Source organism: Pseudomonas sp. GG8 (assembly GCF_052976945.1).
Genome location: NZ_JBRIIP010000001.1, coordinates 4,244,788 through 4,257,337, shown reverse-complemented (window position 1 = coordinate 4,257,337; position 12,550 = coordinate 4,244,788). Strand labels below are relative to the sequence as shown.

Genomic DNA, 12,550 nt, shown 5'->3' with positions numbered 1-12,550 from the left:
AGCATCCATGACTAGAAAATATTTCGGTACCGACGGCATTCGTGGCCGGGTCGGTCAATTTCCGATTACTCCGGATTTTATGCTCAAGCTTGGCTGGGCCGCAGGGATGGCGTTCCGTCGCTTGGGTGCTTGCCGGGTTCTTGTCGGTAAAGACACGCGCATTTCTGGCTACATGTTCGAGTCGGCGCTGGAGGCCGGTCTCTCGGCTGCTGGCGCTGACGTCATGCTGCTGGGGCCGATGCCTACTCCGGCCATCGCCTATCTGACCCGCACCTTTCATGCCGAAGCTGGCATTGTGATCAGTGCGTCGCACAATCCTCATCATGACAACGGCATCAAATTCTTCTCTGGTCAGGGCACCAAATTGCCTGACGAAGTGGAAATGATGATCGAAGAGCTGCTTGATGCGCCGATGACGGTGGTTGAGTCCGATAAGCTGGGCAAGGTTTCGCGTATCAATGATGCCGCCGGGCGTTATATCGAATTCTGTAAAAGCAGTGTTCCGAGCAGTACCGATTTTGCAGGTTTAAAGCTGGTCATCGATTGCGCTCACGGGGCCACTTACAAAGTCGCACCCAACGTTTTTCGTGAGTTGGGCGCTCAGGTGACAGTTTTGTCGGCTGAGCCTAACGGCTTGAACATCAATGATGACTGCGGGTCGACCCATATGGGCAACTTGCAGGCTGCTGTGCTGGCAGGGCATGCCGATCTGGGTATCGCCTTCGATGGCGATGGCGACCGGGTGCTGATGGTCGATCACACGGGTGCAATCGTCGATGGTGATGATCTTTTGTTCATTATTGCGCGTGATTTGCATGAACGAGGCAAGCTGCAAGGCGGTGTCGTTGGCACGCTGATGAGTAATCTCGGGCTTGAGCTGGCATTTGCGGACTTAAAGATTCCGTTCGTGCGTGCGGGCGTTGGTGACCGTTATGTAGTTGCGGAGTTGCTTGAGCGTAACTGGCAGATCGGTGGTGAGAACTCCGGTCACATTATCTGCTTCCAGCACACCACGACCGGTGACGCTATCATTGCTGCGCTGCAGGTTCTGCTAGCACTACGTCGTCGCGACGAAAGCCTGGCGTTGGCGCGACAAGCGCTGCGCAAGTGTCCTCAGGTACTGCTTAATGTGCGCTTCGCAGGCGGTGTGGATCCGGTCCAGCATCCTGCCGTGAAAGAGGCTTGCGAGCGCGTTACTGTGGCTATGGGTGGCCGTGGGCGCGTGCTGTTACGCAAATCTGGCACTGAGCCATTGGTCCGTGTCATGGTCGAAGGTGACGACGAAATCCTGGTTCGCGGTTACGCCGATGAGCTGGCAAAACTGGTAACTGAAGTTTGCGCCTGATTTCGGCTTGCCAGTGTTGATGCGGTTGGGTAACATCTGCGCCCACTTTGACCGACGAGGTACAGCATGCGTCGCCTAATGGTAGCTGGTAACTGGAAGATGCACGGTACCCGCGCCAGCGTCGCTGAGCTGATCAATGGCCTTCGTAATCAGGCCTTGCCGAGCGGTGTTGATGTAGCGGTGTTTCCGCCTTGTTTGTACATCAATCAGGTGATTGACGGCCTTGATGGCAAGTCGGTCGCCGTAGGTGCGCAGAATTCTGCGGTAGAGCCAGTGCAGGGTGCGTTGACCGGTGAGACTTCGCCGAGTCAGCTGGCTGATGCGGGCTGTACCCTGGTCCTGGTAGGGCACTCTGAGCGTCGTCAGATCATGGGCGAGCGCGACGATGTCCTTAATCGCAAGTTCGCGGCAGCTCAGGCGTGTGGTTTGACGCCGGTGTTGTGCGTAGGGGAGACCCTGGAGCAGCGCGAAGCGGGTAAGACGTTTGAAGTTGTCGCGCGTCAGCTTGGCAGCATCATCGAAGAGCTGGGCGTCGGTGCTTTTGTAAATGCAGTCATTGCTTACGAGCCTGTCTGGGCCATTGGTACCGGACTGACTGCATCGCCCCAACAGGCGCAGGAAGTGCACGCAGCCATTCGTGCGCAGTTGGCGGCAGAGAATGCTGAGGTTGCACAAGGTGTGCGGCTTCTTTATGGCGGCAGCGTGAAGGCGGCCAATGCGGCTGAACTGTTCGGCATGCCGGATATCGATGGGGGGCTCATTGGTGGAGCGTCCCTGAATGCAGATGAGTTCGGTGCGATTTGTCGCGCCGCGGGAAACTGAAAAAATGCTGGAAACAGTCGTAGTCGTTTTTCATCTGTTGGGTGCGCTGGGCGTTGTCGCTCTGGTATTGCTGCAGCAGGGCAAGGGTGCGGACGCTGGTGCGTCTTTCGGTGCAGGTGCTTCAAATACTGTGTTCGGAAGCCAAGGTTCCTCTACCTTTCTTAGTAAGTTTACTGCTATACTTGCCGCCGGTTTCTTCATAACCAGCTTAGGGTTAGGTTACTTTGCTAAAGAGAAAGCTCATCAGCTGACTCAAGTAGGTTTGCCTGATCCAGCAGTATTGGAAGTACCGCAGAAAAAGCCGGCTACAGAAGATGTGCCGGTGCTCGAAGCGCAAAAGCCAGCGGCTAAACCTGCTGACGTACCTCAAGCGCCACAGCAAAAGTAACACCGGATCGGGCGGTTGATGTTGAACCGCTAAAGAGTTGTATTGCCGAGGTGGTGGAATTGGTAGACACGCAACCTTGAGGTGGTTGTGCCCATAGGGTGTAGGGGTTCGAGTCCCCTTCTCGGTACCAATTATCAAGATAGCCCGCAGTAGCGGGCTTTCTTGTCGGTGGAGGTTCGATTGACCCTGCGAGGGATCGGTCGTATACTTCCGCCCCAGCTTTGTCGCGGGGTGGAGCAGTCTGGTAGCTCGTCGGGCTCATAACCCGAAGGTCGTTGGTTCAAATCCAGCCCCCGCAACCAGTTTTAGCGGAGCCCCTTTTTAGGGGCTTTTTGTTAGCTGGACAGTCATAGCGCCGCTATTCAACGGCGTTTTCAGGGATGGGCGTTTCGCCCATTTTTTATTTGCATTGCATGCACGAGGGGGTTCAGGTGTCGAGCAAGCTAGAACAGTTGCAGGCCTTGGTGGCCCCGGTGGTCGTGGCCCTTGGCTATGAATGCTGGGGAATTGAGTTTTCGGCTCAAGGTCGCCATTCACTGTTGCGTATTTATATTGATAAAGAAGGCGGCGTTTTGGTGGATGACTGCGCCATAGTCAGCCGTCAGATCAGCGGTGTTCTGGACGTCGAAGATCCAATCGCCGTTGAATACACCCTTGAAGTCTCTTCTCCTGGCATGGAGCGCCCACTGTTCACGCTTGAGCAGTTTGCTTTGCACGCCGGCGAACAAGTGAAGATAAAGCTGCGTTCGCCCTTCGATGGTCGTCGCAACTTTCAGGGCCTTCTCCGCGGGGTGGAGGAGCAAGACATCGTGGTGCAGGTAGAAGACCACGAATACTTGTTGCCGATCGACTTGATCGACAAAGCCAACATTATCCCCAAGTTTGACTGAGACGCGGATCCCGCGGATCCAATGGCTTGCGAAAGGCGAGGCGTACGATGAGCAAAGAAGTACTGCTGGTTGTTGAGTCGGTGTCCAATGAAAAGGGCGTACCGGCAGGTGTGATTTTCGAAGCGCTGGAGCTGGCTCTTGCCACTGCTACCAAAAAGCGTTTCGAAGATGAAGTTGAGCTGCGTGTGGAGATTAATCGCCAGACCGGTAACTACGAGACTTTCCGTCGCTGGACAGTGGTCGAAGACGAAGATCTGGACGATCCAGCACACGAACTGGCTGTCGATCAGGCCCAGGAAAAACAGCCTGGTGCCGTAGCCGGTGATGTTGTCGAAATTAAAATCGACTCTATCGAATTCGGTCGGATCGCTGCACAGACTGCCAAGCAAGTCATCGTGCAAAAAGTCCGCGAAGCCGAGCGTGCTCAAGTCGTTGATGCTTATCGTGAGCGTCTTGGCGAAATTATTTCTGGCACTGTTAAAAAGGTTACGCGTGACAATGTCATCGTCGACCTGGGTAACAATGCCGAAGCGTTGCTGGCGCGTGAAGACATTATTTCGCGGGAAACTTTCCGCGTGGGTGTCCGCGTTCGTGCACTGCTTAAAGAAATCCGCACCGAGAACCGTGGCCCTCAGCTGATCCTGTCGCGTACTGCGCCAGAGATGCTGATTGAGCTGTTTCGGATTGAAGTGCCGGAAATCTCCGAAGGTCTCATCGAGGTGATGGCTGCCTCCCGTGACCCGGGTTCGCGTGCAAAAATCGCTGTTCGCTCCAAGGACAAACGAATCGATCCGCAAGGCGCTTGTATTGGTATGCGTGGTTCGCGCGTTCAAGCTGTTTCCGGCGAGTTGGGCGGCGAGCGTGTGGACATCGTGCTGTGGGACGATAACCCGGCCCAGTTCGTCATCAACGCCATGTCACCGGCTGAAGTGGCGGCAATTATCGTTGATGAAGATGCCCATGCAATGGACATCGCCGTTGGCGCAGACAATCTGGCTCAGGCCATTGGTCGCGGTGGTCAGAACGTGCGTCTGGCCAGCCAATTGACTGGCTGGACCCTGAACGTGATGACCGAATCGGACATCCAGGCTAAGCAGCAAGCAGAAACCGGTGACATCCTGCGCAACTTCATCGACGAGTTGGAAGTCGACGAAGATCTGGCACAGGTACTGGTTGATGAAGGCTTCACCAGTCTGGAAGAGATTGCCTACGTACCGTTGGAAGAAATGCTCAACATCGATGGCTTTGACGAAGATACCGTCAACGAGCTTCGCGCTCGGGCCAAAGATCGTTTGTTGACTAAAGCCATCGCTACTGAGGAAAAGCTGGCAGACGCCCATCCGGCCGAAGACCTGCTCTCGCTTGAGGGTATGGACAAGGATTTGGCGATGGAACTGGCGGTGCGCGGCGTAGTTACCCGCGAAGACCTGGCCGAGCAGTCTATTGACGACCTGCTCGACATCGACGGCATTGACGATATTCGTGCCGGCAAGTTGATCATGGCCGCCCGAGCCCATTGGTTCGAGTAAGTAGGCGCGGCCTGAGGAGAGAAGTGCATGACGCAAGTCACGGTGAAAGAACTGGCCACAGTGGTCGACACACCGGTAGAGCGCCTGTTACAGCAGATGCGTGAGGCAGGTTTGCCGCACACCGCCGCCGAACAAGTTGTGACCGACATAGAGAAACAAGCCCTGTTGACGCATTTGAAAAGCGGTCACAAGGCCAAAGTGGAAGAGCCGCGCAAGATCACTTTGCAGCGCAAAACCACAAGCACACTTCGCGTTGCTGGCAGCAAAAGCATCAGCGTTGAAGTGCGCAAGAAGAAAGTTTTCGTACAGCGCAGCCCGGAAGAAATCGAAGCCGAGCGTAAACGCGAAGTGGACGAACGTCGTGCGGTAGAAAATGCTGCACGTCAAAAGGCTGAAGAAGAATCCAAGCGTCGCGCCGAAGAACAAGCGCGTAGCCAGCCTGCTCCTGCGCAATCGAACGGTACTGAAGCTGTTGCCGCGCCTGTTGCTGTTGCCGAACCTGTGCGTCAAGCACCGGTTTCGGCTGCTGCACCGGCTGCCGATGCCCGCAAGAAAGACGAACAGCGTCGCCCGGACAAACCGCGCAGCGATGACAACAATCGTCGTAGCGGCGGTGGTGGTGATGGCGATCGCAAGAACGCTCCGCACCGTGCTTCCGTTAAAGAGAAAGCACCAGCGCCACGTGTTGCACCTCGTACTACCGACGAAGAAAGCGACAGCTTCCGTCGTGGTGGTCGCGGCAAGGCCAAGCTGAAAAAGCGTAACGCTCACGGTTTCCAGAGCCCTACCGGGCCGGTCATTCGCGACGTTGCCATCGGCGAGACCATCACTGTCGGCGAGTTGTCCGCACAGATGTCGGTCAAAGCGGCTGAAGTGATCAAGTTCATGTTCAAGATGGGCACCCCGGTGACCATCAATCAGGTACTGGATCAGGAAACTGCCCAGTTGATCGCCGAAGAGTTGGGCCACAAGGTCAAACTGGTCAGCGACAACGCCCTGGAAGATTCTCTGGCCGAATCGCTGAAGTTCGAAGGTGAGACGTTCGCCCGTGCACCGGTTGTGACCGTAATGGGCCACGTTGACCACGGTAAAACCTCGCTGCTCGACTATATTCGTCGTGCCAAGGTTGCAGCTGGCGAAGCCGGCGGCATCACCCAGCACATCGGTGCGTACCACGTTGAAACTGATCGTGGCATGGTCACCTTCCTCGACACCCCAGGCCACGCTGCGTTTACCGCAATGCGTGCTCGTGGTGCCAAGGCGACCGACATCGTGATTCTGGTTGTTGCTGCGGACGACGGCGTGATGCCGCAGACCATTGAAGCTGTTCAGCATGCCAAGGCCGCCGGTGTTCCGCTGGTCGTAGCAGTGAACAAAATCGACAAGCCAGGTGCTGATCTCGATCGCATCAGAAGCGAATTGTCTGTCCAAGGTGTTACTTCCGAAGAGTGGGGCGGCGAGACTCCGTTCGTACTCGTCTCTGCGAAAGTAGGTACTGGCGTTGACGAACTGCTCGAAGCGGTCCTGTTGCAAGCCGAAGTACTGGAACTGAAAGCGACCCCGTCCGCTCCTGGTCGTGGTGTCGTGGTTGAATCGCGTCTCGACAAAGGTCGTGGTCCGGTTGCAACCGTTCTGGTTCAAGACGGTACGCTGCGTCAAGGCGACATGGTATTGGTTGGCTCGAACTTCGGCCGTATCCGCGCCATGCTCGACGAGAACGGCAAGCCAGTTAAAGAAGCAGGTCCTTCGATTCCGGTCGAAATCCTGGGTCTTGATGGCACACCGGACGCTGGCGACGAGCTGAGCGTACTGACTGACGAGAAGAAAGCGCGCGAAGTCGCTCTGTTCCGTCAAGGCAAGTTCCGCGAAGTCAAACTGGCTCGCGCTCATGCCGGCAAGCTTGAAAACATCTTCGAGAACATGGGCCAGGAAGAGAAGAAGACGCTTAATATCGTCCTCAAATCTGACGTTCGTGGTTCGTTGGAAGCTCTGCAGGGCGCCCTTGGCGGTCTGGGTAACGACGAAGTGCAAGTGCGCGTAGTCGGCGGCGGTGTCGGTGGTATCACCGAAAGCGACGCTAACTTGGCACTGGCTTCCAACGCTGTACTGTTCGGCTTCAACGTGCGTGCCGATGCTGGCGCTCGCAGGATTGTCGAGCAGGAAGGTCTGGATATGCGTTACTACAACGTGATCTACGACATCATCGAAGACGTCAAGAAAGCCCTTACCGGTATGCTTGGCAGCGACGTTCGGGAGAACATCCTGGGTATCGCCGAAGTCCGTGACGTATTCCGTTCGCCGAAGTTTGGTGCGATTGCTGGCTGTATGGTTCTGGAAGGTGTGGTTCACCGCAACCGTCCGATCCGTGTACTGCGCGAAGACATCGTTATTTTCGAAGGCGAACTCGAGTCCCTGCGCCGCTTCAAGGACGACATGTCCGAAGTGCGTGCCGGCATGGAATGCGGTATCGGCGTCAAGAGCTACAACGACGTCAAAGCCGGTGACAAGATCGAAGTGTTCGAGAAAGTCCAAGTGGCTCGCAGCCTCTAAGTCGCGAGTTGTAAGAGCCATGACGGGTCGTCGCATGCAAATGCACTGCGATCCGTCATGGGCTCTAAACGCAACGCCCGGTCCGACATTTTGTCAGGCCGGGCGTTTGCCGCTTTCAGACCGTACGGGTTTCGCCCCGGGTCAGTGACAGGTAGTAGACATGGCAAAAGAATATAGCCGTACCCAACGCATTGGCGATCAGATGCAGCGCGAGCTGGCACAGCTGATCCGCCGCGAAATCAAAGACCCGCGCGTCGGCCTGGTCACCATCACGGCTGTCGATGTCAGCCGTGACGTTGGTCATGCGAAGATTTTCATGACCGTGATGGGTCAGGACAGTGCTGAAGAAATAGCCCAGACCATCAAGGTTCTCAACGCTGCGGCAGGTTTTCTGCGCATGCAACTGGCTCGCGAGATGAAATTGCGCAGCGTTCCACAGTTGCATTTCCATTACGACGAAAGCGTCGTGCGTGGCGCTCATCTTTCTGCATTGATCGAACGTGCTGTGGCTGAAGATGGCCATCACCCGGAAAATGTGCAGGCAGAAGACGCTACCCAGGAAAACTCCCTGGCAGAAAGCGACAAGCCAGAAAGCAACAAGGAGTAATGCGGGTGGCGCAGGTCAAACGTATACGCCGTAACGTCAGCGGGATCATCCTGCTCGACAAACCGCTGGGCTTCACGTCCAACGCAGCCTTGCAGAAAGTGCGTTGGTTGCTCAATGCGGAAAAGGCCGGGCATACCGGCAGCCTCGATCCGCTCGCGACGGGCGTATTACCGTTGTGTTTTGGCGAAGCGACAAAGTTTTCCCAATACTTGCTTGATTCGGACAAAGCGTACGAAACCAAGATGCAATTGGGTAAAACCACCACCACGGCAGACGCTGAAGGTGATGTTTTACAAATTCGTCCCGTGACCGTTGGTCGTGCCGATATCGAAGCGGTTTTACCGTTTTTTCGCGGTGAAATCAGTCAGATACCGCCGATGTACTCAGCGCTCAAGCGCGATGGTCAACCCCTGTACAAGCTGGCCCGAGCAGGGGAAGTGGTGGAGCGCGAACCGCGTTCTGTTACTATCACGCGCCTGGAATTGCTGGAATGCGACGTCGATACTGCACGTCTTGCAGTGGACTGCACCAAAGGCACCTATATCCGTACCCTCGTGGAAGATATCGGTGAAAAGCTTGGGTGTGGCGCCTATGTCGCAGAGTTGCGTCGTACGCAGGCCGGACCTTTCAGCCTGGCTCAGACGGTTACGCTGGAAGAGTTGGAGCAGGTACACGCCGAGGGTGGTAACGAAGCGGTTGATCGCTTCCTGATGCCTTCGGACAGCGGTTTGCTGGATTGGCCGCTGCTGCAGTTCTCGGAACACAGTTCGTTTTACTGGCTGCATGGTCAGCCCGTAAGAGCACCGGACGCGCCACAATTTGGCATGGTTCGCGTGCAAGATCATGAAGGTCGCTTCATCGGAATCGGTGAAGTGAGTGAAGACGGGCGGATCGCGCCGCGTCGATTGATTCGGTCAGAATGACCGGACGAGGGTGGCTGTCAATGGGCACGGTCACATCTCATTTAAAAATACGAGGATTTGTCCTCGGCCCATTGAAACTGTCTCTCTGGAGCGGTTTCTCGAATAAAGGATTGCCCACATGGCACTCAGCGTAGAAGAAAAAGCTCAGATCGTAGCCGACTACCAGCAAGCTGTTGGTGATACTGGTTCGCCAGAAGTGCAAGTTGCACTGCTGACCACTAACATCAACAAACTGCAAGGCCACTTCAAGGCCAACGGTAAAGATCACCACTCACGTCGTGGTCTGATCCGTATGGTAAACCAGCGTCGCAAGCTGCTGGATTACCTTAAAGGTAAGGACGTTAGCCGTTACAGCGCCCTGATCGCTCGTCTGGGTCTGCGTCGCTAATAACGACGTTGCTAGAGGTTGGTTGTTTGTCACGGCTCATCGGGTTTACCTGATGGGTCGTGGCAGGCTCCCAGCCTCAAGTTTTATCTGGACGGTCGATGGGTCCGATCCCTGTCACTGCCCAAGAATTCGCAAGAAACCAGTTCCCCAAGAGCCACAAAGAAGGTAGGAAACCGTGAACCCGGTCATCAAGAAATTCCAATTCGGTCAATCGACCGTCACCCTCGAGACAGGCCGTATCGCCCGTCAAGCTTCCGGCGCAGTATTGGTCACCGTTGACGACGACGTCAGCGTGTTAGTGACTGTGGTCGGTGCCAAGCACGCTGACGCAGGCAAAGGCTTCTTCCCACTTTCCGTTCACTACCAGGAAAAAACCTACGCTGCGGGCAAAATTCCCGGCGGTTTCTTCAAGCGTGAAGGCCGTCCTTCCGAGAAAGAAACCCTGACTTCGCGTCTGATCGACCGTCCGATCCGTCCGTTGTTTCCAGAAGGTTTCATGAACGAAGTGCAGGTTGTCTGCACCGTTTTGTCCACCAGCAAAAAGACTGATCCAGACGTCGCTGCCATGATCGGCACCTCGGCTGCACTGGCGATCTCCGGTATTCCTTTCGACGGCCCTATCGGTGCTGCGCGCGTTGCTTTCCACGAAAGCACCGGCTACCTGCTGAACCCGAACTACGAACAACTCAAGGCTTCGAGCCTGGACATGGTTGTAGCCGGTACCTCGGAAGCGGTATTGATGGTTGAATCGGAAGCTAAAGAGCTGACCGAAGACCAGATGCTGGGCGCTGTACTGTTCGCCCATGACGAATTCCAGGTTGTTATCCAGGCCATCAAAGAACTGGCTGCCGAAGCTGCCAAGCCGACGTGGGACTGGAAAGCACAACCAGAAAACACCGCACTGCTGAGCGCGATTCGCGCTGAGTTCGGCGATGCGATTTCCCAGGCTTACACCATCACCGTCAAGCACGAGCGTTATGCCCGTCTGGGTGAGTTGCGTGACCAGATCGTTGCCAAGCTTTCCGGCGAAGAAGGTCAACCGACTTCCAGCGAAGTCAAAGCTGCTTTCGGCGAAATCGAATACCGCACCGTGCGCGAGAACATCGTTAACGGCAAGCCGCGTATCGATGGTCGTGATACCCGCACTGTACGTCCGCTGAACATCGAAGTCGGCGTTCTGCCGAAGACTCACGGTTCGGCATTGTTCACCCGTGGCGAAACCCAGGCTCTGGTTGTAGCGACTCTGGGTACCGCACGTGATGCACAGTTGCTCGATACCCTCGAAGGCGAGCGCAAAGACCCGTTCATGCTGCACTACAACTTCCCTCCGTTCTCGGTGGGCGAGTGTGGTCGTATGGGCGGTGCTGGTCGTCGCGAAATCGGTCACGGCCGTCTGGCTCGTCGCAGCATACAAGCCATGCTGCCTGCTGCTGACGTGTTCCCGTACACCATTCGTGTGGTATCGGAAATCACCGAGTCCAACGGTTCCAGCTCCATGGCTTCGGTCTGCGGTGCTTCCCTGGCATTGATGGACGCGGGTGTGCCGATGAAGGCACCCGTAGCCGGTATTGCCATGGGTCTGGTTAAAGAAGGCGAGAAGTTCGCCATCCTGACCGACATCCTGGGTGACGAAGATCACTTGGGCGACATGGACTTCAAAGTAGCCGGTACCGCCAAAGGTGTTACCGCGCTGCAGATGGACATCAAGATCAAAGGCATCACCGAAGAAATCATGGAGATCGCTCTGGGCCAAGCCCTGGAAGCTCGCCTGAACATCCTCGGTCAGATGAACAAGATCATTGGTCAGTCGCGTACCGAACTGTCGGAAAATGCTCCGACCATGATCGCGATGAAAATCGACACCGACAAAATCCGTGATGTCATCGGTAAAGGCGGCGCGACGATCCGTGCGATCTGTGAAGAGACCAAGGCTTCGATCGACATCGAAGACGACGGCACCATCAAGATCTTTGGCGAAACCAAGGAAGCGGCTGAAGCAGCACGTCAGCGCGTTCTGGGCATCACCGCTGAAGCCGAGATCGGCAAGATCTACATCGGTAAGGTTGAGCGTATTGTCGACTTCGGCGCATTCGTTAACATCCTGCCTGGCAAAGACGGCCTGGTTCACATTTCCATGTTGAGCGATGCTCGCGTTGAGAAAGTGACTGACATCTTGCAAGAAGGTCAGGAAGTTGAAGTTCTGGTGCTGGACGTGGACAACCGCGGCCGCATCAAACTGTCGATCAAAGACGTTGCAGCAGCAAAAGCATCGGGCGTGTAATTAGCCTGATTGCCATACGCTGAAAAAAGGACCCTTCGGGGTCCTTTTTTTATGAGCGCTTTTAAGCGCTTAGCTTATATAGGTAGCCAATCCTTTCGCCCTGCACTACATGCATCTTGCATGCAGTGCAGGGTGATGAACGTGCAATCTGCACGACAGCCAATTTTCGAGCATAAGATAACCTATTGTTTTATAACGTAATTATATTCAATCAGAGGTTGGCACAGCGCTTGCGATATACCCTGTAACCCTGCCGCCAGTGATGCTGGAGCAGATTTTAGAAAAACAGGAGTGACTCGTATGAATATGAATAAGTTCGCTATTGCCGCTGCTGCTGCCACTGCACTGACCTTTACCATGGTCAACGCGGCATTTGCTCAACAAACCACTCAAGCACCGATGGTTGTTGCTGCTGGCGAAATGACCAAAGCTACAGAGGCAACCTCTGATACCTGGATCACCACCAAAGTTAAGGCCGATCTGGTCACTGAAAAAGGCATTCCTGGTACTGACATCAAGGTAGAGACCAACAAAGGCGTGGTTTCCCTGTCATCGACCGTCACATTGACCTCCGCTCAGAAAAAACTGGCTGTCGACATCGCCAAAAAAATCAAAGGCGTTCAAGCCGTTTCGGCTGATGGCCTGAAATCCGAGTAACGTTTCACTCTCTCGCGATGATCATTGATAAGGAGCGCGCTGATAACGTTGGACGGTATCGGCTGGTTCGTTAAAGGTTCATGCGAAAGACCATAAGGATGTGGTCATTACAGGCCCCTGCGTTCGCGCCGGGGCCTGTTCTATTGTGGGGATGGGGGAATTGAAGGATA

Annotated in this window: 11 protein-coding genes and 2 tRNA genes; all 13 read left to right on the top strand. The window is 55.3% G+C overall.

Annotated features, from left to right (window positions below; translation table 11 throughout):
• Nucleotides 1–7 precede the first annotated feature (7 nt).
• The 13 genes from glmM to ACVBEG_RS20430 all read left to right on the top strand — a co-directional run bounded on the left by glmM (nt 8) and on the right by ACVBEG_RS20430 (nt 12,380).
• Entirely contained in the window at nt 8–1,345 is a 1,338-nt protein-coding gene (glmM, locus tag ACVBEG_RS20490) for a phosphoglucosamine mutase (RefSeq protein ID WP_322177818.1), read from the top strand.
• 66 nt (nt 1,346–1,411) lie between these two features.
• Entirely contained in the window at nt 1,412–2,167 is a 756-nt protein-coding gene (gene tpiA / locus ACVBEG_RS20485; RefSeq protein ID WP_322177819.1) for a triose-phosphate isomerase, read from the top strand.
• A 4-nt stretch (nt 2,168–2,171) separates the two neighbouring features.
• Complete coding sequence (secG, locus tag ACVBEG_RS20480) at nt 2,172–2,555, top strand: preprotein translocase subunit SecG (protein WP_219063875.1); 384 nt, start codon at nt 2,172–2,174, stop codon at nt 2,553–2,555.
• 44 nt (nt 2,556–2,599) lie between these two features.
• Nucleotides 2,600–2,685 (top strand) — tRNA-Leu (locus tag ACVBEG_RS20475).
• Nucleotides 2,686–2,780: 95 nt separating this feature from the next.
• Nucleotides 2,781–2,857: transfer RNA gene (locus ACVBEG_RS20470), tRNA-Met, on the top strand.
• Nucleotides 2,858–2,986: 129 nt separating this feature from the next.
• Entirely contained in the window at nt 2,987–3,445 is a 459-nt protein-coding gene (gene rimP / locus ACVBEG_RS20465) for a ribosome maturation factor RimP (RefSeq protein WP_219063830.1), read from the top strand.
• Between the two features lie 47 nt (nt 3,446–3,492).
• Entirely contained in the window at nt 3,493–4,974 is a 1,482-nt protein-coding gene (gene nusA / locus ACVBEG_RS20460; RefSeq protein WP_219063829.1) for a transcription termination factor NusA, read from the top strand.
• Nucleotides 4,975–5,001: 27 nt separating this feature from the next.
• Nucleotides 5,002–7,524, top strand: a complete 2,523-nt coding sequence (gene infB, locus ACVBEG_RS20455; protein ID WP_322177820.1) for a translation initiation factor IF-2 — start codon at nt 5,002–5,004, stop codon at nt 7,522–7,524.
• A gap of 160 nt (nt 7,525–7,684) precedes the next feature.
• Nucleotides 7,685–8,131, top strand: coding sequence for a 30S ribosome-binding factor RbfA (gene rbfA, locus ACVBEG_RS20450; RefSeq protein ID WP_322177821.1), 447 nt, complete (start codon nt 7,685–7,687; stop codon nt 8,129–8,131).
• 5 nt (nt 8,132–8,136) lie between these two features.
• Nucleotides 8,137–9,054: a tRNA pseudouridine(55) synthase TruB gene (gene truB, locus ACVBEG_RS20445; RefSeq protein WP_322278303.1), complete on the top strand. Its 918-nt coding sequence runs from the start codon at nt 8,137–8,139 to the stop codon at nt 9,052–9,054.
• Nucleotides 9,055–9,172: 118 nt separating this feature from the next.
• Nucleotides 9,173–9,442 carry a 30S ribosomal protein S15 gene (gene rpsO / locus ACVBEG_RS20440; protein ID WP_219063825.1) on the top strand — a complete coding sequence of 90 codons (270 nt, stop codon included), beginning with the start codon at nt 9,173–9,175 and terminating at the stop codon, nt 9,440–9,442.
• A gap of 175 nt (nt 9,443–9,617) precedes the next feature.
• Nucleotides 9,618–11,723 carry a polyribonucleotide nucleotidyltransferase gene (gene pnp, locus ACVBEG_RS20435; RefSeq protein WP_322177823.1) on the top strand — a complete coding sequence of 702 codons (2,106 nt, stop codon included), beginning with the start codon at nt 9,618–9,620 and terminating at the stop codon, nt 11,721–11,723.
• 306 nt (nt 11,724–12,029) lie between these two features.
• Nucleotides 12,030–12,380, top strand: coding sequence for a BON domain-containing protein (locus ACVBEG_RS20430; RefSeq protein WP_322183022.1), 351 nt, complete (start codon nt 12,030–12,032; stop codon nt 12,378–12,380).
• Nucleotides 12,381–12,550 lie beyond the last annotated feature (170 nt).